Origin of the sequence: Burkholderia sp. AU4i (assembly GCF_000466765.1) — a bacterium.
In the GTDB taxonomy this organism is placed as follows: domain Bacteria; phylum Pseudomonadota; class Gammaproteobacteria; order Burkholderiales; family Burkholderiaceae; genus Burkholderia; species Burkholderia cepacia.
Map to the genome: position 1 here is coordinate 1 of NZ_ASSI01000075.1, position 21,284 is coordinate 21,284.

The 21,284-nt window shown below is 68.0% G+C and carries 18 protein-coding genes; 10 read left to right on the forward strand and 8 right to left on the reverse strand.

Annotated features, from left to right (window positions below):
• Nucleotides 1–63: 63 nt before the first annotated feature.
• Entirely contained in the window at nt 64–2,397 is a 2,334-nt protein-coding gene (locus L810_RS17620; RefSeq protein WP_021159637.1) for a phosphocholine-specific phospholipase C, read from the reverse strand.
• 584 nt (nt 2,398–2,981) lie between these two features.
• On the opposite strand from L810_RS17620, the gene L810_RS17625 reads away from it, so the two are divergent.
• Entirely contained in the window at nt 2,982–3,482 is a 501-nt protein-coding gene (locus tag L810_RS17625) for a GNAT family N-acetyltransferase (RefSeq protein WP_021159639.1), read from the forward strand.
• Here the strand turns inward: L810_RS17625 and L810_RS17630 are convergent.
• Nucleotides 3,466–3,738 (reverse strand): hypothetical protein, encoded by a 273-nt coding sequence (locus L810_RS17630; protein WP_021159640.1) that lies wholly within the window; start codon nt 3,736–3,738, stop codon nt 3,466–3,468. The genes L810_RS17625 and L810_RS17630 overlap by 17 nt on opposite strands.
• A gap of 38 nt (nt 3,739–3,776) precedes the next feature.
• On the opposite strand from L810_RS17630, the gene L810_RS17635 reads away from it, so the two are divergent.
• Together L810_RS17635 and L810_RS17640 are read left to right on the forward strand one after the other, a co-directional pair.
• Nucleotides 3,777–5,375, forward strand: coding sequence for a thioredoxin family protein (locus L810_RS17635; protein WP_021159641.1), 1,599 nt, complete (start codon nt 3,777–3,779; stop codon nt 5,373–5,375).
• A gap of 73 nt (nt 5,376–5,448) precedes the next feature.
• Nucleotides 5,449–5,814, forward strand: a complete 366-nt coding sequence (locus L810_RS17640) for a 5-carboxymethyl-2-hydroxymuconate Delta-isomerase (protein ID WP_042975155.1) — start codon at nt 5,449–5,451, stop codon at nt 5,812–5,814.
• A gap of 77 nt (nt 5,815–5,891) precedes the next feature.
• On the opposite strand, the gene L810_RS17645 is transcribed toward L810_RS17640, so the two are convergent.
• Nucleotides 5,892–6,155, reverse strand: a complete 264-nt coding sequence (locus tag L810_RS17645; RefSeq protein WP_021159643.1) for a DUF4148 domain-containing protein — start codon at nt 6,153–6,155, stop codon at nt 5,892–5,894.
• A gap of 256 nt (nt 6,156–6,411) precedes the next feature.
• A complete protein-coding gene (locus L810_RS17650) occupies nt 6,412–7,815 on the reverse strand; it encodes a GntP family permease (protein ID WP_021159644.1) in 1,404 nt (467 codons plus the stop codon).
• 326 nt (nt 7,816–8,141) lie between these two features.
• Between L810_RS17650 and L810_RS17655 the strand changes: the two genes are divergently transcribed.
• From L810_RS17655 to L810_RS17670, 5 genes are all read left to right on the forward strand, one after another.
• Nucleotides 8,142–9,620 carry a sigma-54 interaction domain-containing protein gene (locus L810_RS17655; RefSeq protein ID WP_021159647.1) on the forward strand — a complete coding sequence of 493 codons (1,479 nt, stop codon included), beginning with the start codon at nt 8,142–8,144 and terminating at the stop codon, nt 9,618–9,620.
• A gap of 54 nt (nt 9,621–9,674) precedes the next feature.
• Nucleotides 9,675–10,202 carry a BON domain-containing protein gene (locus L810_RS17660; RefSeq protein ID WP_021159648.1) on the forward strand — a complete coding sequence of 176 codons (528 nt, stop codon included), beginning with the start codon at nt 9,675–9,677 and terminating at the stop codon, nt 10,200–10,202.
• Between the two features lie 61 nt (nt 10,203–10,263).
• The gene (locus L810_RS45310) at nt 10,264–10,536 is read left to right on the forward strand and encodes a hypothetical protein (RefSeq protein WP_048023821.1); all 273 of its coding nucleotides are present in this window, start codon (nt 10,264–10,266) and stop codon (nt 10,534–10,536) included.
• Between the two features lie 103 nt (nt 10,537–10,639).
• Nucleotides 10,640–10,939, forward strand: coding sequence for an H-NS histone family protein (locus L810_RS17665; RefSeq protein WP_021159650.1), 300 nt, complete (start codon nt 10,640–10,642; stop codon nt 10,937–10,939).
• Between the two features lie 602 nt (nt 10,940–11,541).
• A complete protein-coding gene (locus L810_RS17670; RefSeq protein WP_021159652.1) occupies nt 11,542–13,899 on the forward strand; it encodes a GNAT family N-acetyltransferase in 2,358 nt (785 codons plus the stop codon).
• 658 nt (nt 13,900–14,557) lie between these two features.
• Here the strand turns inward: L810_RS17670 and L810_RS17675 are convergent.
• The gene (locus L810_RS17675) at nt 14,558–15,109 is read right to left on the reverse strand and encodes a hypothetical protein (protein WP_042975149.1); all 552 of its coding nucleotides are present in this window, start codon (nt 15,107–15,109) and stop codon (nt 14,558–14,560) included.
• A gap of 201 nt (nt 15,110–15,310) precedes the next feature.
• On the reverse strand, nt 15,311–16,132 hold the full coding sequence (locus tag L810_RS17680) for an IclR family transcriptional regulator (protein ID WP_042975150.1): 822 nt from the start codon (nt 16,130–16,132) through the stop codon (nt 15,311–15,313).
• A gap of 665 nt (nt 16,133–16,797) precedes the next feature.
• Between L810_RS17680 and L810_RS17690 the strand changes: the two genes are divergently transcribed.
• The gene (locus L810_RS17690; protein ID WP_021159658.1) at nt 16,798–17,646 is read left to right on the forward strand and encodes an ureidoglycolate lyase; all 849 of its coding nucleotides are present in this window, start codon (nt 16,798–16,800) and stop codon (nt 17,644–17,646) included.
• A 189-nt stretch (nt 17,647–17,835) separates the two neighbouring features.
• Here the strand turns inward: L810_RS17690 and L810_RS17695 are convergent, their stop codons facing one another.
• The gene (locus L810_RS17695; RefSeq protein ID WP_021159659.1) at nt 17,836–18,219 is read right to left on the reverse strand and encodes a VOC family protein; all 384 of its coding nucleotides are present in this window, start codon (nt 18,217–18,219) and stop codon (nt 17,836–17,838) included.
• 254 nt (nt 18,220–18,473) lie between these two features.
• Between L810_RS17695 and L810_RS17700 the strand changes: the two genes are divergently transcribed.
• Nucleotides 18,474–19,115 (forward strand): CGNR zinc finger domain-containing protein, encoded by a 642-nt coding sequence (locus L810_RS17700; RefSeq protein ID WP_042975152.1) that lies wholly within the window; start codon nt 18,474–18,476, stop codon nt 19,113–19,115.
• Nucleotides 19,116–19,162: 47 nt separating this feature from the next.
• Here L810_RS17700 and prpR read toward each other — a convergent pair whose 3' ends face one another.
• Complete coding sequence (gene prpR / locus L810_RS17705) at nt 19,163–21,145, reverse strand: propionate catabolism operon regulatory protein PrpR (RefSeq protein ID WP_021159662.1); 1,983 nt, start codon at nt 21,143–21,145, stop codon at nt 19,163–19,165.
• Between the last annotated feature and the right edge of the window lie 139 nt (nt 21,146–21,284).

Genomic DNA, 21,284 nt, shown 5'->3' on the forward strand with positions numbered 1-21,284 from the left:
CCGGGCCGGCGCGGGCGGCGACACGCGGCGCAACGTGGCGCAATGCGTGTCGCCGCGGCGGCATCAGAAGCGGTCGGCGAGCCCCATCGCCGGGTCGCTGATCGAGTGGCGGCCGGTTTCCACGCGGCCGGCGACGCGGCGCGAGAAACCCGGGTCGCTGTCCGCGGTGACGATGAAGTCGTACCAGTGGCCGGTCGAGTCGAGCTTCCAGTCCAGTTCGGCCTGGTCGCCGGCGCGCACCGTGACCGTCCAGGTGGTACCGGTGCCGCGACCCTGGCCGTTGCCGTCCTCGATGCCATGGCCGCGACCGTCGTGTGCGCCGCGGCCCGGGAGCGGCCCGTAGACCTGGTTCGACTTCACGGTGAAGCGCACCGTGCCGCCGCCGTGGTTGCGTAGCCGCAGGTGGAGGTTGCCGCTAGCGCCCGCATAGCCGACGCGGACTTCCGGATGGGGCGCGCGGGCACCGGCCAGGCGGCTCAGGTCGCCGGTGAAGCGGCGGTGATAGCCGTTCGGGCCCAGCACCCACAGGTCATATTTGCCGTCGTCGTCGGCGCGCGCCGCCCAGTCGCCGTGCAGCGTCTTGCCCGGTTCGACGACGTAGCGCCGCGGCAGGCGGTCGAGGTGCAGCTTGTCATAGACGTGGAACACGGCGGCGGCGCGGCCCGTATTCGCGAACTTCAGCGTGAGCGTGCCGTTGCCGGCGTCGGCACGCGCGCTCGCATGCAGTTCGTAAGGCAGCGCGCGCGACGGGCGCACGCCGGTCGCCTGCGCCGGCAGCGACGGCGCGGCCGGCGGCACGATCTTCGGCGCGGCCTGCTGCGCGGCGCTCAGCGCGTCGACCTGGCTTTTCGTCGTATGGCCCGCGAGCGTCGGCAGCGGTTCGTTGTTCGGCGAGCGGAAGTTGAACGCGCTCGTCAGGTCGCCGCACACCGCGCGGCGGTACGCACTGATCTGCGGCTCTGCGACGCCGAAGCGCTTTTCGAGGAAGAGCAACGTCGACGTATGGTCGAACACCTGCGAGTTGACCCAGCCGCCGCGGCTCCACGGCGACACGACCCACATCGGCACGCGCGGGCCCGGGCCGTACGGGCGGCCGTCGATCGCCGGCTGGCTCGACGTCGCCGGCGTGAAGTCGTGGTACTCGACCGCGACGTCGGCGTCCCGCAGCGTATGCCCGCCCGCGAGCGTGCCGTCGGCGTTGCGCGACGGCACGGCCGGCGACGGCATGTGGTCGAAGAAGCCGTCGTTCTCGTCGTAGTTGACCAGCAGCACCGTCTTGCTCCACACCTCCGGGTTCGCCGTCAGCGCATCGAGCACCGCCTGCACGTACCAGCCGCCCTGCGCGGGGCTCGACGGCCCCGGGTGTTCGCTGTAGGCGGACGGCGGGATGATCCACGACACTTCCGGCAGCTTGCCGTTGCGGATGTCGTCGCGGAACGTTTCGAGAAAGCCGTACGGCATCGTGTTGCCGAAGCCCTTCGCGAGCGGGCTCAGCGGATCGTCGATCGCCGGGTCGTAGAACGCGCCGGCCGCCGTCACCGGCTGCGTGATGTCGGTCGACGCGACGTACGCGGGCCGGCGCGCGGCCGGCATCTGCTCGATCGCCGCGCGCCAGTGGCGGAAGCTCATCATCTCGTTGCAGCCGAAGTTGTCGATCAGGCTCTGGTAGACCTTCCAGTTCACGCCGGCCTGTTGCAGCCGGTCGGCATAGGTCGTCCAGGTCCAGCCCTGGCTCGACGGGCCGATGTCGTTGCCGCCGTTGAACTGGTTGTTCAGCGCGGCGAGCTTCACGCGGCTGCCGTCGGCCGGGCTGATGCCGTTCGGGCCGTTGGTGCCGCTCCAGTAGAACAGGCGGTTCGCGATCGTGCCCGTGTGCATCCCGCAGTGATAGTGGTCGCACAGCGTGAACGCATCGGCGAGCGCACGCTGGAACGGGACTTCCGCCGCGTCGTAGTAGCCCATCGACAGCGGCGTCTTCGCGTCGGGCCAGCGGTTCATCCGGCCATGGTCCCAGGCGGCCTGCGCATCGGCCCACGTGTGCGGCGTGCCGCCCGCGCGCTGGGCGTTGCCCTGGCTCGCGTCGAGGTGATACGGCGTGACGGTGGCGGCGGGCGTCGGCTTCGTGTACGTCTGGTAGAACACGTTGCGGCCGTTCGGCGACGGCACCGCAAAGCGGTCGCCGTAGCCGCGCACACCCTTGAACGTGCCGAAGTAGCTGTCGAATGCGCGGTTCTCCATCATCAGCAGCACGACGTGCTTGACGTCCTGGATGGTCCCCGTTTCGTGAAACGCGGGAATCGCGAGCGCGCGGCGGATGCTCGGCGGAAACGCGGCGAGCGCGGCGGCGGCGAGGCCGGAAGTGGCGGTCTGCTGGAGGAATGTGCGGCGTGACGTCATGGCGTTCGGGTCCTGTGATGATGGGAGCGTTCGTGACTTCGTCTGGCGGTGCCCGTGCGTCGCCCGCCGGGGCGATGCGAGCGGCATGGGCGGTCGGGTGCGGCGGCCGCGCGTGGCGGACCTGCGCGCATCGCGCGCGATCCGTGGTGCCGCGCGGATGCCTGGGCCGGTGCCGCGATCCTGCGCGACGCGCGCTCGTGATGCGCGGGGCAGGACGTCGGCACGCACCGGCCCGGTACGTGCCGGATTGGGCGGCGCCCAGTCTAGGGAGCCGACGTGACGTCGACGTGATGAAGGCATGACATCGCGTGTCGCGCGCGTGACGTTGCGTGCGCAACGATCGATCGGGAAGCATCGGGAAGCGATTCGTGACGGAAGCGGGTAAGAAATTACCGGTATCCAGTCGTCGGGCCGGTCAGATTTTCCCTGCGCGTGGAGGCGTGGCTTGAGCGCCGGTCGTTGCGGGTGCAACGGCATCGCATGACGCCGATGTTTCAAATGCGTGAAATCGGATAAGCTCGATCCGTTGCTGCGCATGTGCGCAGCCCGCGCCGCGGGCGCGACTTTTCGGAACCGGCCCACCCATGACCGACATCAAGATCCGGCACAGCGAGACGCACGACGTCGACGCGATCCGGCAGATCGCCGCGCACCCCGCGGTGTACATGTATACGCTGCAGTATCCGTTTCCATCGTTCGAAAAATGGCAGAAACGGCTCGCCAACGCGCACGAGCGCGGCGCGAGCCTCGTCGCCGAAATCGACGGCGCGGTGGTCGGCCATCTCGGCCTCGAGTTCGAACCGAATCCGCGTCGGCGCCATGCGGCAGGGCTCGGCATGATGGTCGACGCGACCCGGCACGGGCGCGGCATCGGCAGCCGGCTGCTCGCGGCCGCGATCGATCTCGCGGAAAACTGGCTGAACCTCACGCGCCTCGAGCTGACCGTGTTCACCGACAACCGCGCGGCGATCGCGCTCTACGAGAAGCACGGCTTCCGGATCGAGGGCGAATCGCCGGGCTACGCGTTGCGCGACGGCGTGCACATGTCCGTGTATCACATGGCGCGGATCAAGGGCCGAGAGTGAACACGCGGCGACGATGCCGCGCGTCATATTCATTCAAGAATTCGTTCGTTTCCCGCCGGCTGCGCGGATCGTATCGTTGAAGGATTTGCCGGCCGCTTCGGGCGGTGTTGGCGGTCGCCGCATCGATGCGCGCGGCTTGCGTCGACGCACGCCGGCTTGCGCCACGCCGCACGCCGGTGCGCTTCATCGCTTCATGAATCTCGCTGCATGGGCGTCGCTTCAGGTCGTCGCTTCCCGTCGTCGCCTGGCGCGCCACTCCTTTCCGCAACCTTCTTTTTCAACGGACCCGCTTCGATGAAAACCGCTCTCCGGAATCTGACTGCCGCCTGCCTGCTCGCTGCCGCCGCGGGTGCGGCGTTTGCCGCCGCCGCGCCCACGGGCACCCCGGTCGCGAGCGCATCGCCCGACGGCGCGCACCTGCCGCCCGGCATCGCGTGGCAGCACGGCGACGTCGACGCCGCTTTCGCGTTGGCGAAGCGCACCGGCAAGCCGCTGCTGCTCTACTGGGGCGCGGTGTGGTGCCCGTCGTGCAACCAGGTGAAATCGACGATCTTCAGCCAGCAGGCATTCAAGACCCGCTCGTCGTTCTTCGTGCCCGTGTATCTCGACGGCGATACCGAAAGCGCGCAGAAGCTCGGCGAGCGCTTCAAGGTGCACGGCTACCCGACGATGATCCTGTTCCGTCCCGACGGCACCGAAGTGACGCGGCTGCCGGGCGAAGCCGATCTCGACCGCTACATGCAGGCGCTGTCGCTCGGGATGACGGCCGCGCATCCGGTGCGGCAGACGCTCGCGACCGCGCTGAAGAACGGTGCGTCGCTGACGCCGGACGAATGGCGCCTGCTGGCCGACTATTCGTGGGATACCGACGGCGCGCTGCCGGTGCCGGCCGATCGCGTGGCCGAGACGCTGCAGTCGCTCGCGCAACGCGCGCGGGCGGCCGGCGCGAAGGCCGAATCGGCGCGCTTTGCGCTGAAGTCGGCCGTGGTCGCCGCGTCCGACGATCCGGCGCAGGCCGGCGCGCTGGACAAGTCGGCGCTGGCCGATTCGCTGCGCGCGGTGCTGCAGGATCCCGCCTTGTCGCGGGCCGATTCGGACGTGCTGGTCGCCGCGCCCGCGCGTGTGGTCGCGTATCTCGGTGGCGGCGACGCGCAGCGCGCGAAATTGCGCGGCGCGTACGACACGGCGCTTGCGCGCCTGTCGACCGACACCACGCTGTCGTCGATCGACCGGCTGATGGCGCTGCACGGCCGCGTGCTGCTCGCGCGCGGCGATGCACGCAAGGGCGCACCGCTCGCTGTGCCGGCGCTGGCCGACACGGCGCGCAAACAGATCCTGGCGTCGGTGCAGGGTGCCGCGAACGCATACGAGCGGCAGGCGCTCGTCAGCGAAGGCGCGGACACGCTGACCGACGCGGGGCTGTACGACGAGTCGGATGCCTTGCTGAAGGCCGAGTTGCCGCGCTCGTCCACGCCGTACTACTTCATGTCCGGGCTGGCCGCGAATGCGAAGGCGCGCGGCGACAAGGCCGCGGCGCTCGACTGGTACCGCAAGGCATACGATGCGGCGAGCGGGCCGGCGACGAAGCTGCGCTGGGGCGCGACCTATTTCGCGAATGCGGTCGAACTGGCGCCGGACGATTCGGCGCGCATCGAAGGGATCGCCGCGAGCGTGCTCGCGCAGGCCGACAAGACGCGGGACGCGTTCTACGGCGCGAACCTGCGCGCGTTGACCAAGGTCGTCACGCAGTTGAACCGCTGGCGCGGCAGCGGTGCGCACGACGCATCGGTCAGGTCGATCGCGAAGCAGTTCGACGGCATCTGTGGGAAACTGCCCGCCGGCGATCCGCAGGCAAGCGCCTGCGAGCGCCTGATCCAGCCGGTCAAGGCATAGATCCGGTAGCACTGCGTGGGCTTTCGGGATGCCGGCCGGCGCATTTCCCGATACCGACGAGGCCACCGACCCCATGCCCCACCTGACGCTCGAATATTCCGCGAACCTCGACGGGTTCGACGCCGGCGCGACACTGCGCGCGCTCAATGTTGCGCTTGCCGCGTCCGGCCATTTCGACGAGCGCGATATCAAGAGCCGCGCGCTGCGGCTCGATACATTTGCGGTCGGCACGTCGCCGGCGCCTCGCGCGTTCGTCCACGCGAAGCTCGCGGTGCTGAGCGGCCGGCCGACTGACGTCAAGCGGGAATTCTCGGAGCGGGTGCTGGCGGAACTGAAGCGGCACGTCGTCGCGCCGCCCGGCATGCACCTGCAGCTGTCCGCGGAAATACTGGAACTGGAACGCGAGTCCTACGCGAAAGCGGGCATCGAGCCGCGCTGACCGTGCAGCGCGGTGCGCGCTGCACGCGCCGGCAACGTGGCGCTGACGCGAGCGCAGCCCGCTGGCTTGAAACCGGACTATTGGCCCGTGGCGGACGCGCCGCGATTGCCGTAGCCGGCGCCCGCGGCCCGCGGCGCACCTTGCTGCCGGGCGATCTTCGCTTCGGCGGCCTGGATGCTGGCAGGGTAGAACCAGTCGCTCGGCTGGAAGCCGGCTTTTCTCAGTGCAACCACTTCGGAATGCACTTCGGCGCGCGTGAGCGGCTGGGTGGCTTGCGCCTGCGCGGCGACGGGAGCGGCGAATGCGGCGGCGAGGGCGAGTGTGCGGAGCAGCGGGTTCATGAGCGGATACCTCCATGTTTTCGACGGCGCCGATCACGTACGGTGACCGTCGAAAGCAGTGTAGGCCTCGCCTGACGCGCGAAAAATGCCGCTGCGCCCAACGTAGTGTTCTCCGGAAGACAACAATGAGCGGCCGGCGCGCGCACCTCGACGGTGCCCGGCAAAAAGGGGAGGAGCGGGGGAGAAGCCGGCCGCAGCGACATGGCCGGCGGCCGGCGGGCAGCGGCCCGGAGACGGGCCGCCGCATGCGGGGGTATTACACGAGGCCCGTCGTGTAGTACACGGCGATCACGAAGAACACCGCGAGCGTCTTGATGATCGTGACCGCGAAGATGTCGCGATACGACTCGCGGTGCGTGAGGCCCGTGACCGCGAGCAGCGTGATCACCGCGCCGTTGTGCGGCAGCGTGTCCATGCCGCCGCTCGCCATCGCGACGACCCGGTGCAGCACGTCCAGCGGGATATTGGCGGCCTGCGCGCCCTTGATGAACAGGTCCGACATCGCGGCGAGCGCGATGCTCATGCCGCCCGACGCCGAGCCCGTGATGCCGGCGAGCGAGCTGACCGACACGGCCGCGTTGACGAGCGGGTTCGGGATGCTCTTCAGCGCATCGCTGACGACGAGGAAGCCCGGCAGCGCCGCGATCACGCCGCCGAAGCCATACTCCGACGCGGTGTTCATCGCGGCGAGCAGTGCACCGGCGACGGCGGCCTTCGAGCCGTCCGCGAAGCGCCCGCTGACGCGTTTGAACGCGGTCAGCACGACCAGCACGATGCCGAGCAGCAGTGCAGCCTCGACCGACCAGATCGCGACGACGGTCTTGATCGACGTCGTGACCGGCGCGTGCACGCCGGGCAGCACTTCCGGCGCGACCGTGTACGACGCGGCGCCGTACCACTGCGGAATCAGCTTCGTGAATGCGAAGTTCGATACGCCGACGAGGATCAGCGGCAGGATCGCGAGCGCGGGATTCGGCAGCGACTTCGCCTCGACGCGCTCCGGTTCGTTGACGAGCGACGTGCCGTAGCCTTCACCCTTTGCCATCGCCGAACGGCGGCGCCATTCGAGATACGTGAGGCCGACGACGATGATGAACAGCGAGCCGATCGTGCCGAGCGCGGGCGCGGCCCAGGCGGTCGTCTTGAAGAACGTGGTCGGGATGATGTTCTGGATCTGCGGCGTGCCGGGCAGCGAATCCATCGTGAACGAGAACGCGCCGAGCGCGATCGCGCCGGGCATCAGCCGTTTCGGGATGTTGCTCTGGCGATAGAGTTCGGCCGCGAACGGATACACCGCGAACACCACGACGAACAGCGACACGCCGCCATAGGTGAGCAGTGCGCACACCGCGACGATCACCGCATTTGCGCGCGAGCGGCCGATGTAGCGGATCGCCGCGTGGACGATCGACTCGGAGAACCCGGAGAGTTCGATCACCTTGCCGAACACCGCGCCGAGCATGAACACCGGGAAATACAGTTTGACGAAACCGACCATCTTCTCCATGAAGATGCCGGAGAAGACCGGTGCGACGGCGGCGGGTTCGGTCAGGAGCACCGCGCCGAGCGCGGCGATCGGCGCGAACAGGATCACGCTGTAGCCGCGATACGCGGCGAACATCAGGAACGCCAGCGCGGCGAGGACGATCACGAAAGACAAGGGAGTCTCCTAAAAGCTTGGAATGGCTTTGGTTGTTGTTCGATCGCGCGATGCGCCGCGGACCAGCTCAGGTTCGTGCAGGTTTCGTGCCATCGGCCGGATAGCGCCGCCGGACATGGGTCCGCCGGGGACCGGCGGGCCCGCGCCGGTCGTTGTCTGACGATTCTACATAAAACGTCTCCATCTGGAGACGTTTTGGCTATCCGGCCAAGCCTCGACATCGTGCAGGGCTTTACCCGACAACGTATTGCAGCGTGTCTCCGGAGTGAGATAATCCGTCTCGTTCCGGAGACAGCCGGTCGACGATACACGGAGACGAAGACACGATGATGAACGACTGGGCCCGCCTGCCCGTCAACTACGGCGACGTGCTGCGGCGCGCCGCCGAGTCGCTGTTCCGGACCTTCGAGGATTCGAGCGCGGGCACGGTGGTCGTCGATCGCGATGCACGCGTCGTGTGGATGAACGAGCGGTATGCGGCGCGCTTCGGTTTCGCCGATCCGCAGCAAGCCGTCGGCCTCGACTGCGAGGCCGTGATCCCGAACAGCCTGATGCGCGAGGTCGTGTCGACCGGCCAGCCGATCCTGCTCGACATCATGGAGACGGGCCGCGAGCCGCTCGTCGTCACGCGCCTGCCGCTGAAGAACGAGGCCGGCGAGACGGTCGGCGCGATCGGCTTCGCGCTGTTCGACCAGTTGAAGACGCTCACGCCGATCTTTTCCCGCTACGCCCAGCTTCAGCAGCAACTGATCGCGACGCAGCGTTCGCTCGCGCAGGCGCGCCGCGCGAAATACACGTTCGCGAGTTTCGTCGGCACGAGTGCGGCGAGTCTCGAAACCAAGCGCCAGGCGCGCCGCGCCGCGCAGGTCGATTCGCCGGTGCTGCTGCTCGGCGAGACGGGCACCGGCAAGGAACTGCTCGCGCATGCGATCCACGCGGCGTCGGCGCGCGCACTCCAGCCGCTCGTGACCGTCAACGTTGCCGCGATTCCCGACACGCTGCTCGAAACCGAATTCTTCGGCGCCGCGCCCGGTGCTTACACGGGCGCCGACCGCAAGGGGCGCGTCGGCAAGTTCGAGCTGGCCGATCGCGGGACGCTGTTTCTCGACGAGATCGGCGACATGCCGCTGCCGCTGCAGGGCAAGCTGCTGCGCGTGCTGCAGGACAAGGAGTTCGAGCCGGTCGGCTCGAACCGGATCGTGCGCGCGGACGTCCGGATCATCGCGGCCACGAGCGCCGACCTGCCGGCGCTGGTCGCGGCCGGGCGTTTTCGCGCGGATCTCTATTACCGCCTGAACGTGCTGACGATCCACGCGCCGCCGCTGCGCGAGCGCGCCTCCGACATCGCGGCGCTCGTCTACGCAACCCTCGAGGAACTGGCCGCGCAACACGGGCGCGCGGCCCATTGCGAGCTGACCGACGATGCGCTGCGGATGCTGTGTGCGTATCCGTGGCCGGGCAACGTGCGCGAGTTGCGCAATACGCTCGAGCGCGCGCTGATGCTGTCGGACCGGTCGGTGATCGATGCGCGTGCGCTCGCGCCGTTCCTTGGGCCGGTGCGTGTATCGACGGACGGTGCAGTACCGGCGCAGCCGGTGGCTGTGCAGACGGTCGAGCGGCGCGCGGGCGAAGTGCGGGCCGCGCCGACAGCGTCGTATGCCGATGCATTGGCGGCGTGGGAGCGCCAGTTCCTGACCGATGCGCTCGCGGCTTGCGACGGCAAGGTGGTGGAAGCGGCCGCGCGCATCGGGATCGGCCGCGCGACACTGTACAAGAAGCTGGCGGCGCTGGGCATCGACCGGTAGGCCGATCGGCAAGGCCGATGCGGCCGGACGTGCGGCATCGAACAGGAGATCACGATGAAACGGATCGGCATCGCAGGATGGCTGACGCTGTTGCTGGCGAGCGCCGCGCTCGCGCAGTCCGGCGACGCCGACGCCCCCGAGGCACGGCGCAACTGGTACAACGATCCGTTCATCGCGCTGTCGCGGGACGTAGCCGAATGCCCGCTGCCGCTCGGCCCGTGGATGACCCGGGCAGAGATGACGGACGACGCGCATTACCGTGCCGAACGCGGCACCACGTGCTGGCTCGCGCACCGCTGCACGAAGCCGAACTCCTACATGTATGACGCACCGATCGCCGACGCCGTGAAGGCACACTTCGCCGGCTCCGATCGACTGCATGGCACGAGCCTGTGGATCACGGTGCAGCGGCGTTTCATCTACGTCGAAGGATGTGCCGATACGGCGTTCGACCGGCAGGCATTGCAACGTGAGCTCGAGGCGATTCCGGACGTCGAGCAGGTGTTCGTTCGCATCACCGACGATCCGCGCAAGCGCTTGCCGTACAAGGCGCGAGGGCAACCCGGGCGCACGCCGGACTGACGGAGAAAGGGCCGCGCATGGCATACTCGCGACATTCAAAAAAAGGTTGACGGGAAGAACAATGAAACACATGCTTGCGTCGGTCTGTCGGTGGCCTCGGGCGGCCGTTGTGCTGGGTCTGGTTGCAGGGCTCGGCGGGTGTGGCGGCAGCGCGCCGCTGTTCACTTCGGACGGGCGTCCGACTACTCAGGTGCAATGCACCGGCAGCGACTGGAGCAATTGCACGGACAACGCCCGGGCGATCTGCAACGGGGATTTCGAAGTGCTTCAGCAATCGAGCGATGACGCCACGCGAAATCTTCTCTTCGCGTGCAAGAAAAAGAGCGGTTATTGACCTCGAAATAACCGGCTGAGGAGACCACGATCGGGCGAAGCGCTTTTCTGTTTGCTGAGAGTCACCTATTTTTCACGAATAACACTCACGGAGTCCCATCCATATGGCGACCTACAGGCAACTGACCGCGCAGCTCGAACGGCTTCAGCAAAAGATCGACAAGGAACGCGAAAAGGCGATTGCCGATGCGATTGCCGATATCCGCGCGAAAATCGAGGAATACGACATTACGCCGGAAGAGCTCGGGTTCCGTGCGGCAGGGACGGCCGCTGCCGCCGCGAAGCCGAAGCGTACGTCGCCGCCGAAGTACCTGAACCCGAAGACGGGTGAAACGTGGAGTGGCCGTGGACGCTCGCCGACGTGGCTCGGCAAGAATCGCGCGCGTTTCCTGATCAAGGACTGACTCCCGAAAATTCTCACCTTTCGCGTGCCGACCGACGGTGCGAACGGCCATGAGGCCGTCGGACCGTTTTGTTTTTGTGCATTCCGGCGCGATTCCCGACGGCGTATTGAACTGCGATGCCGCGCAATTAACGGATCCCGTTTTGCGAATTCGCTGCGATTCGGCTGCATATCGCGGCGATTTTCGGTAAACAGCGCCGCAATTTCACGGTATATCCGCATTGGCCCGCGCCATTCTCGCGGTGCACGCGCGCCGCGAATTCCGATCACCTTTCGCGTGTTTGCGCGTCGCGCCGTGCAATTCCCGAATTCGCTCACCATAGCTCCTGTAAATCCTCACCTCTGACGAAGCGGACACAGCGCTGCGCCGAATGCGAACGCCGCCCGCGTCGAGCGAATGTGGACGCCCGGCGTGCGGCGACGGCTTTCGTGCTCGTGTCACAGGCCCATGGTGCGTGCGTTGACGTCTGTCGAATAGTCGGCCGTCCGGCATATAGGCAGCCGCATGCGCTTCGCCTATGCTTGGGGTTCGCGTCGATCGGTGTACGGCCTGTCCGTGCCGCATGCCGATCGGGTCGTCTTTCGTTACCGCAGGGAGCCGATGTGACCGTTCGCCATCTCGATGCGTTGTTCCAGCCCAAGTCCGTTGCGGTCGTCGGCGCGTCGTCGCGCGCGGGCAGTATCGGCGCGATGGTGTGGTCGCGCGTGCTCGACGGCGCGTTCCAGGGGCCCGTGTGGCCCGTCAATCCGAAGTATCGTGACCTGCACGGGCATGCGGTCGTTGCCGATGTCGACCGGTTGCCCGCACCGCCGTCGGTTGCCGTGATCTGCACGCCGCCCGCGACCTGGGCCGGCATCGTGCGCAAGCTCGGCGAGCTCGGCACGCGCGTGGCGGTGATCGTCGGCGAGGCACGCACGGATGCCGATCGCGCCGCGCTCGATCGCACACTGAAGGCGGCGAAGCCGTTCGTGCTCCGTATCGTCGGGCCGGGCAGCCTCGGCGTGCTGTCGCCCGCACGGCATGCCCATTTTGGCGCGCCGGCCTATACGGCGCGATCGGGCGGTGTCGCGTGGGTGTCGCAATCGAACGCACTGACGAACGCGGTGCTCGGCTGGGCCGACGCACGGGGCCTCGGGTTTTCACATGTCGTCGCGCTCGGCGGCGAGTCCGACGTCGATGCGGGCGACGTGCTCGACTATCTCGCGAGCGACCCCGGCACGCGCGCGATCCTGCTCGAACTCGATACCGTGCGCGCGGCGCGCAAATTCATGTCTGCCGCCCGCGCGGCCGCGCGCAACAAGCCGGTGCTCGCATTGCGCACCGGGCGTGCCGATCCCGGCGACGCGCTCTATACGGCGGCGTTCCAGCGTGCGGGGATGGTGCGGGTCGATGCGCTCGACGATCTGCTCGACGAGATCGAGACGCTCGGCGTCGGCCGCGTCACGGCGCGCGGCGCGGCCACGCTCGTGACGAGCGATGCGGGGGTCGCGAAACTCGCGGTCGACGCGGTGTCCGACGTGCGCGACGTACTGGCCGCCTGGCCGCCCGCCGCCACGTCGGCCGTCTCGGCCGCGCTGCCGCATCTCGCGTCGCCCGGCAATCCGCTGACGCTGGGCGACGATGCGCGGCCCGAGCATTTTGCCGCGGCGGTCAAGGCGCTCGCGCCGTTCCCGCAAACGGGCACGCTGTTCGTCGTCCATTCGACTTCCCACAGCGCGCCGGCCGATGCGGTCGCGCACACGCTGATCGAAGCGCGGCAGCACGCGCATCGCGGCATCCTCGCGTGTTTCTTCGGCGCGGTCGACGCGGCGACGCGCGATGCATTGCATGCGAACGGCATTCCCGTGCACACCACGCCGCAGCGGCTCGCACGCGCGTATGCGCGTCTCGTCGACTACAACCTCGGGCGGCAACTGCTGATGCAAACGCCCGAGGGCACGCCGCTGCAGCCGGCCGAGTGCGTTGCATCGGCACAGGCCGACGCGCGCCGGATGGTCGAAGCCGGCGAGCATGAGCTGACCGGCGAAGCCGCGCTGGGCTGGCTGTCCCGTTTCGGCCTGCAGGGCGAGCAGGCCGCCGAGCCGGCCGGCACGAAAGTCGTCGATGTCACGGTCAACATGTACGACGATGCGAACTTCGGCCCGGTGTTTCGCTATGCCGTGCCGCCCGCGGACGGCGTATCGGCGCCGTTCGTCGTCTATGGCCTGCCGCCGCTGAACACCGTGCTTGCCCGCGCGGTGATGGAGCGCTCGCCGTATGCCCGCAGCACACCCGTCGAGCCGACGCTCGACGCATTGACGGCGCTGTCGCAGGTCGTCTGCGACGTGCGTGAAGTCGTTGCGATGTCGGTCACGCTGCGCGTGCTATCCGACCGTGCGCAAGTGATTGCACCGCGTATCACGCTGGCCACGGGCCGCAGCCGGCTCGCGATCATGCCGTATCCGCGCCACCTCGAACAGACGCTCGAGTGGCGCGGCGAGACGGTGACGATCCGCCCGATCCGTCCGGAAGACGAGGCCGCGCATAACGAGCTGCTCGGCGCGATGACACCGGACGATCTGCGGATGCGATTCTTCGGTGCGGTGCGCAGCTTCGATCATTCGCAGGTGGCGCGCATGACGCAGATCGATTACGACCGTGAGATGGCCTTCATCGTGTCGTTCACCGACGTGTCCGGACGCGACCACACGCTCGCGGTGGCGCGCGCCGTGGCCGATCCCGACAACGAGACGGCGGAGTTCGCGATCGCGGTACGACCCGACCAGAAGGGCAAGGGGCTTGGCCGGCTGATGATGAACCGGATCATCGACTACGCGCGTTCGCGCGGAACCGCATGGATGATCGGCGAGGCGCTGCGCGAGAACTCGGCGATGATCGCGCTTGCGAAGTCGTGCGGTTTCGCCGTGTCGACGACGGAGGAGCCCGGCGTCGTCGGCTTCAGGATGAAGCTGCAGCCGTAGCGTCCGTCGGCGGCTCGGCGCGTACGGACGCCATAAGCCGTCGATGTCCCCGGCTTCCCGGCACGCTGCGGATGTTTCCGGTCACGAATGCCGGGCATTCGAACCGGTCTCGCGAGCGAAACGACGGCGAACGTGTCGCTGTCTGTTCGCGATGGAAACAACGACGCGCATACGGCAGGTATCGCGAGACGCGTTTCGTTTACCGCGATATCGGTCCCGCAGCGCAGTTTTCCGCGAGGTACCCACACGTATTTGCCGCCGTATTTCAGCCTCGAAAATTCGAGCCTGCCCAAAAGGTGAGATTTTTCGGGAGCCGCCGGTGAGCTTCTCCGGGATGGTCGAGGTGAGCCGATACGGGAGCATTCGGTGAGCCTTCCCGGGAGTGGCCGGTGAGTACCTGCGGGAGGTGTCGGTGAGCCTTTCCGGGGCGCATCGGTGAGGGGCTGCGGGACGTGCCGGTGAGCACATCCGGGAGACTTCGGTGAGGGTTTCCGGGAGCCTTGGTGAGCTTTTTCGGGAGGGGTGGGTGAGCGCTTGCGGGACGCCAAGGTGAGGCTTTTCGGGAGTGTCCGGACGCACGGCTAGCGCAAGCGCAACGCCGGCCAAGGTCGGCGTCATGCAGGGCGCGGGCACGCATGAACCGTGCCCGCACTTACATTCAGGCAGCGAGTTTCGCCGCCGCGTCGTTCACCTGGTCACGCGAAATCGCGAGTTCCTCGAGGTGCGGATCGGCATAGACGGCGCCGGTTTCGCGCTCGAGGCGGGCGATCGTCAGCGCGCAGCGCGCGATGTCCTTCGGCATCGCGATGAAGCGCTTGACCGATTCGCCGGACGTGAATGCTTCGAACAGCGCGCCGCGCACGTCGTCCGGAAGCGTCTTGGTCCATTGGTACGGCTTGCCGTTGAACGTGATCGTCGGCGGCAGCGTGCGTTCCTTCTTGGTCGCCGTGATGAGCCCGTAGGTGCGGGCCGCGTCGCCGATCTGCTCGGGCGAGAAGAGCTCGTCGGGCGTGATGTCGAACTGCTCGATGTAGTTCTCGATCGCCTGCATCGCGGCGGCACGATCGTCGCGCTTCTTCTGCGCGCGCGCGACGATATCGCGCAGTTCGTCCGCCTCCTCGGGCGTGATCGTGAAGCTTGCCTGCTTCTGCTGAAGTTCGGAGAAACGCTGGAATTCTTGATCGTTCAGAAGTTTGGCCATGACATCCATCGGACACGACGGCCGCGACAACCGGCCGCCGTAGTTTTTGAGAGGGCCGCTATTCTAGCGTAGCGCCGTGGACGCACGATATGGCACCGTCCGTCGCGCCTCGCGCTTCGCACCGGCGTGATCGCGGGCGGCCGGGATCGGCGCGATCGCGCCGTACCCGGTGCGTTCCGACGAGCCTGCGTGTCGGCAGGGTCGGCTATGTCAGCAGGTTTCGGCGCGGCACATCGACAGATGGGCGGCCGTTTCGCGCAACCCTTCGACGACCGCGTCGACCGATGGCGCCATGTGCGCATCGATCCGGCGCATGTACGGGCAGGTCAGCACCGCGATCGCATGGCCGGACGGCCCGAGGATCGGCGCGGTCAGGTCGGTCACGCCGTACGCCTGGCGGCTGTCCTGGCGCAGGTAGCCGGCCTGCCGGATGGACTGGCACGCGTACGCGAGTTCCTGCTCGTTCAGCGGCGCTTCGCCCTTGACCTTGCGGTGCTCCGCGAGCATGTGCGCGCGCTGCTCGGCGCCCTGGAACGACAGCATGACCCGCCCCGATGCCGTATCGGCGAGCCCGATGCGCGAGCCGAGCCGGACCGACACCCCCCACGGGCCGGGCCCGTCGACTTGCGCGATCACGAGCAGGTTGCCGCGATCGTAGACGGACAGGTGGCACGATTGTTCGGAGGAATCGGCGAAGCGCTGCATCGGCGGCAGCGCCTCGGCGATCAGCCGGCTCATCGGCGGATGCCGGTGCGCGAGCGAGAACAGCTTGAGGCTGAGCGTATAGCGGTCGCCGCCGGTCGAGCGCATCACGTAGCGGCGCGCGACGAGGCGTTCGAGCATCCGGTAGATCTCGCTCGCATTGCGGCCGAGTTCCTTCGTGATTTCGGTGCGGGTGAGGCCTTCTTTCTGCTCCGACAGGAGTTCGAGGATGTCGAGACCCTTGTCGAGCGCGGGTGCGCGATAACGGTCGATTGCGCCCATCGATTCCCGTGCGTCGCAGCCGGGAAGCAGGTCGTTGGTTGTTTGCATTGTCGGTGTGAGGTTGGGGGATGACTGTCGATCGATTGGCGACGCACGCTGACCGATTCTGCACTTCGCCTGTGTCGGGCTCGCGTGTGGCGACGCACGCCATCCGTTCGAGCTTAACAACAAACAATTAGTGTGCAATGCAGCGTCTTTTTACCGATCGTTACCTGACAAGAACGGATCAATTCGTTTTGAGGATGACAGGGAAGCCCCGAATACCCGGTATTCATGACAGGTGGCACCGGTTCAAGGTATTCGAAAGGAACTCGGGCGGCGGCGCCGTCCGCGATGCTGCGCCGCAGCGCCCGCGGGGGCACCAATAGTCGGTATCCGTCGCGCGTCATTTCATCGCGCGCGGCCGATGGTACAAAGACTGGCGGGCCAGCGATGGTGCGGCCGCGCGTGACGCCGGCCGGTACGGGCCGGGCCATGTCGCGGGTGCCGGGCCGTCGTCGCCGATGCGCAGACCGGCGGCCGCCCGTTCGATGCGCGCCATACTTCCGTGTGGTGCCACGATCGCTGCGCCCGCGCGACCCTCGCGCGTCGAACGGCATGCCGGATGCGGCGCCGACGCGCGCAATCGACGATCGACAATCAGTCCGGCACGTGGCCGCGAAGGGCCGCGTTGGCCGGTATCCTGTCCCATTCGACAACAGAGGTTGAGCACGATGAAACTGCTTCGCTATGGCCCGTCCGGCCAGGAAAAGCCCGGTATTCTCGACGCGGACGGCCGGATTCGCGACCTGTCGGCGCATGTGCCGGATCTGTCCGGCGATGTGCTGTCCGACGCGGGTCTTGCGCGTCTGCGTGCAATCGATCCGGCCACGCTGCCGCTCGTGTCGGGCGAGCCGCGCATCGGCGCGTGCGTCGGCCACGTCGGCAAGTTCATCGGCATCGGCCTGAACTACGCCGATCACGCGGCCGAAGCCGGCATGCCGGTGCCGAAGGAGCCCGTCGTGTTCGGCAAGTGGACGAGCTCGATCTGCGGCCCGAACGACGGCATCGACATCCCGAAGGGTTCGGTCAAGACGGACTGGGAAGTCGAGCTCGGCGTCGTGATCGGCGCGACCTGCAAGGACCTCGACGAAGCGCGCGCGCTCGATTACGTCGCGGGCTACTGCGTCGTCAACGACGTGTCGGAGCGCGAATGGCAGATCGAGCGCGGCGGCCAGTGGGACAAAGGCAAGGGCTTCGACACGTTCGGCCCGATTGGTCCGTGGCTCGTCACGCGTGACGAGGTGCCCGATCCGCAGCGTCTCGACCTGTGGCTCGAGGTCGACGGCCACCGCTATCAGAACGGCAACACGCGCACGATGGTGTTCACCGTCGCGCAGCTGATCGCGTATCTGTCGAGCTGCATGACGCTGCAGCCGGGCGACGTGATCACGACGGGCACGCCGCCGGGCGTCGGGATGGGCATCAAGCCGTCGCCGGTGTTCCTGAAGGCCGGCCAGAAGGTACGCCTCGGGATCGACGGGCTCGGCGAGCAGTTGCAGAGCACGCGCAACGCGCAGTAAGTGCGTGCCCGGCGCGGCCGGATCGCGGGGCAATCAGCCGCGAGCCGGCCGCGCCGCCCGGCATCGGCGTGTTTGCCCGCGGCGAGCGTCGCGACCGAACCTCGATGCAGCATAAACAAGGACAAGGGCCCGATTCCGCGCGATGCGGAATCGGGCCCTTGTCGTTCACCCGCGTCGGTGCGAACCGGATCAGACGACGTTGTCCAGCTCGCAATGGGCTTCGAGCCGATATCCGTCGGGATCGACGACGAACGCCGCGTAATAGCCGGGGCCGTAGTGCTCGCGCTTGCCAGGCCCGCCGTTGTCCTGGCCGCCGTGCTCGAGCGCGGCGCGGTAGAACGCGTCGACCTCGACGGGCGACGCAGCCTTGAACGACAGGTGCAGCCCGGAGTCGGGATCGGCGGCGATGGGGCGAGCCGCATGCTGCAGCCACAGCACCGGCTCGGTCTCGCCGTACCCGATCGAACCGTCGTCGCTATACAGCCGCTTGTAGCCGAGCGCGCCGAGCGTGCTGTCGTAGAACGTGCGGCTGCGGCCGATGTGGGCGACGCCGAAGGAAAGGTGATCGATCATCTGTGGGCTCCTTGAACTGAAGAGGGGACGTCAGTACGGCAAACCAGCCTACAAGCACCATGCCAGCCGCTTGTAGCGGAGCGCGCCGGGTGCGCTGTCGTCGAACACCCGGCTGCGGTCGTTGTGGATAACGCTGAAGAAAAGGCGATCGATCATCTGTGTCTCCTTGAACTGAAAGGGCGCAGTGCGGCCAACCGGTTTTTTAACCACCATGCCGGTTATGTTAGAAAGCGTCCGGATGCTTGTCAACCGGCATGCTGGTTAGATACGATCGCGTCATGAGCAAAACGCAACCTTCCGTCACGACGGACTGCCTGATTCCGGCGCCGCCGGAAACGCTGAGCATCGATTTCGCGAATACGCTGTATTGGCGCGGTGCCGACACGCCGACGGAGACCTTCGGGACGCTGGACGACCTGTTGACGTGGTGCCGCGAGCAGGCGGGCGTACCGTCCGGCCTGGCCGACGCGTGTCGGGTGCGGGACAAGGATGACGAGCCGGCGATGCTCGCGCGCGCGCTCGCACTGCGCGAGGCGCTTTATCGGTTGTTTCATGCGCAGGCCGAGCAGCGCGAGCCGCACGCAGACGATCTGGCGCTGCTCGGCGGCTTCCTGGCGGAAGCGGCGCCGCGCGTCGCGCTGGCGCGCATCGACGGCGCCTATGCGTGGCGGATCGGCGGCGCGGGCGCCACGCTCGCGGCGCTGCTGAGCCCGGTACTGTGGTCGGCGATCGACCTGCTTGGCGGCGCGCGGCTCGCGAAGGTCAAGCGTTGCGCGAACGACGCCTGCCAGTGGCTGTTCATCGACGACAGCAAGAACGGCAGCCGCCGCTGGTGTTCGATGTCGTCGTGCGGCAATCGCGCGAAGGCGTATCGCCACTATCACAAGGTCGACTGACGTTCCTCGTTACGCAGGCGCGCGCCGGCGCGCCGCATCCGGCCTGCCTATTTCACCGACAACTTCCGCCACAGCGTCGTCTTGCTGATGCCGAGCATCGCGCATGCGCGATCGCGGTCGCCGCCGCACGCGTCGAGTACCGCGCGGATCTCGTCGGCTTCCGCGCGACGGCGGCGTGCGTGCAGCGTCTGCGCATCGTCGGCGTCGGCCGCGTCGGGCGGGGCCGCGAACAGCTCGGGCGCGATCGCCTGCAGCGCGTCGGGATCGAGCGTGCCGCAGGCGGCGGCCGGGTCGTTTTCGTCGGCTTCCTCGGCCAGCTCCACCGCGATCCGCTCGATCACGTTCTGCAGTTCGCGTACGTTGCCGGGCCACCGGTAGCGCGCGAGCACAGCCTGCGTCGCGCCGAGCACGCGTGCGGCATCGTCGGCGTCGCGCAGGCGCTCGGCGAGCCGCGGTTCGCGTCGTGCGGCCTGCACGAGCAGCGTGGCCGCGAGCGCCGGGATGTCGGCGGCGCGCTCGCGCAGCGGCGGCAGGCCGACGTTCAGGATGTTGAGCCGGTAATAGAGATCCGCACGGAACGTGCCGGCCTCGACGGCGGCGAGCAGCGGACGGTGCGTCGCGGCGATCACGCGCACGTCGATGCGGATCGGCTCGGTCGAGCCGAGGCGGATCACCTCGCGCTCCTGCAGCACGCGCAGCAGCCGGCTCTGCAGCGACGGCGGCATCTCGCCGATCTCGTCGAGAAACAGCGTGCCGCGGTGTGCGGCTTCGAACAGGCCGGTCTTGCCGCCGCGCCGCGCACCGGTGAACGCGCCTTCCTCATAGCCGAACAGCTCGCTTTCGAGCAGCGCTTCCGGAAACGCGCCGCAATTGACCGCGACGAACGGGTAGCTGCGCCGCGCGGACAGCGCGTGCAGGCTCTGCGCGATCATTTCCTTGCCGGTGCCGCTTTCGCCGAGCACGAGCACGGTCGCGTCGGATTTCGCGTAGCGGCGCACGAGATCGCGCACGCGCGCCATCGGCGCCGATGCGCCGACCACGTCGTCGAGCGCGTAGCGCGCCGCGAACTGCTGCGTGGTGGGCTGCGAACGCAGTGCGCGGTCGAGGCGTTCGACCGCGCGCGATTCCTGGAACGTCAGCACGCTGCCCGACGTGACGCCGCGATCGACCAGCGGCCCGCGATGCACGACGTAGCGCACGCCGCGCACGGTCGCGAGCGCGTCGCCGTCCTCGCCGCGCAGCGTGCGCAACTCGGGGCGCAGGTCGACGAGCGCGCGGCCGACGGCCGCCGCGGGTTCGACCCCGAGCGCCGACGCGAGCCGCTCGTTGATCGCCTCCACGCGGCCGCGCGCGTCGAGCGCGACCACGCCGTCGCGCAGGTGCTGGAGCAGGTTGTCGAGCCGCTGGCGGCGGAACGCCTCGGCATGCGTCGCGTACGCGACTTCGAGCGCCGTATCGACGGCCTTGCGCACCGACGCGTGCGAATACAGGAACACCGCGCCCATGCCGGCGCTGGCGGCGAGATCGGTGACGAGGCCGGGGCCGACGATCGTCTCGATGCCGCGGTCGCGCAGCTCGTGCACGCAGGCTTCCGCTTCCTGCGCGGTCTGATATGACGCAAACTGCACGTCGAGGCCGTATGCGGCGACGAAACGGCGCACTTCGGGCGGCGTTTCGCCGGCGCTGACGAGCGCGATCCGCGACGCGTCGCGCCGGGCGCGCGCGAGCGCCTGCATCACGTCGAAGCCGGTCGGCGACACGACCACCACGGGCACCTGCGCACGCGTCTTCAGGAAGCCGCCGTTCGAGCCGGCCGCGACGATCACGTCGGGCCGCGCGGTGCCGGCCTCGGCGATCGCGCTGAGCGCATCCTCATAGGCGCGCGTCACGATGCGCACGTCGGCGCGTTCGTCGAATTCGCCGGCGATCTCGCGAAAGAGTTCGCGCAGGCGGCTGATGCCCATCGCCCAGATGCGCGGGCGTGCCGCGCGATCCGCCGGGCCGACGGGCTTGGTCGAGGAGAGGTCCATGACGGTCGATTATGCGCGAGCGATTTCATTTTTGAAACTTGAAATTGCTGAATTGAAATCGCCGGGTGCCGCATCGCCCGTGCCGGTTGCTTAAGAATCAGTGGGTTAGCGACATTCCGCGAGCTGGCCCGGTCCTTGC

Bases quoted from the DNA above. Each gene is read 5' to 3' on its own strand.
- L810_RS17620 (WP_021159637.1), bottom strand. From the start codon at position 2,397: ATGACGTCACGCCGCACATTCCTCCAGCAGACCGCCACTTCCGGCCTC.
- L810_RS17625 (WP_021159639.1), top strand. From the start codon at position 2,982: ATGACCGACATCAAGATCCGGCACAGCGAGACGCACGACGTCGACGCG.
- L810_RS17635 (WP_021159641.1), top strand. From the start codon at position 3,777: ATGAAAACCGCTCTCCGGAATCTGACTGCCGCCTGCCTGCTCGCTGCC.
- L810_RS17640 (WP_042975155.1), top strand. From the start codon at position 5,449: ATGCCCCACCTGACGCTCGAATATTCCGCGAACCTCGACGGGTTCGAC.
- L810_RS17645 (WP_021159643.1), bottom strand. From the start codon at position 6,155: ATGAACCCGCTGCTCCGCACACTCGCCCTCGCCGCCGCATTCGCCGCT.
- L810_RS17655 (WP_021159647.1), top strand. From the start codon at position 8,142: ATGATGAACGACTGGGCCCGCCTGCCCGTCAACTACGGCGACGTGCTG.
- L810_RS17660 (WP_021159648.1), top strand. From the start codon at position 9,675: ATGAAACGGATCGGCATCGCAGGATGGCTGACGCTGTTGCTGGCGAGC.
- L810_RS45310 (WP_048023821.1), top strand. From the start codon at position 10,264: ATGAAACACATGCTTGCGTCGGTCTGTCGGTGGCCTCGGGCGGCCGTT.
- L810_RS17665 (WP_021159650.1), top strand. From the start codon at position 10,640: ATGGCGACCTACAGGCAACTGACCGCGCAGCTCGAACGGCTTCAGCAA.
- L810_RS17675 (WP_042975149.1), bottom strand. From the start codon at position 15,109: ATGGATGTCATGGCCAAACTTCTGAACGATCAAGAATTCCAGCGTTTC.
- L810_RS17680 (WP_042975150.1), bottom strand. From the start codon at position 16,132: ATGCAAACAACCAACGACCTGCTTCCCGGCTGCGACGCACGGGAATCG.
- L810_RS17690 (WP_021159658.1), top strand. From the start codon at position 16,798: ATGAAACTGCTTCGCTATGGCCCGTCCGGCCAGGAAAAGCCCGGTATT.
- L810_RS17695 (WP_021159659.1), bottom strand. From the start codon at position 18,219: ATGATCGATCACCTTTCCTTCGGCGTCGCCCACATCGGCCGCAGCCGC.
- L810_RS17700 (WP_042975152.1), top strand. From the start codon at position 18,474: ATGCTGGTTAGATACGATCGCGTCATGAGCAAAACGCAACCTTCCGTC.
- prpR (WP_021159662.1), bottom strand. From the start codon at position 21,145: ATGGACCTCTCCTCGACCAAGCCCGTCGGCCCGGCGGATCGCGCGGCA.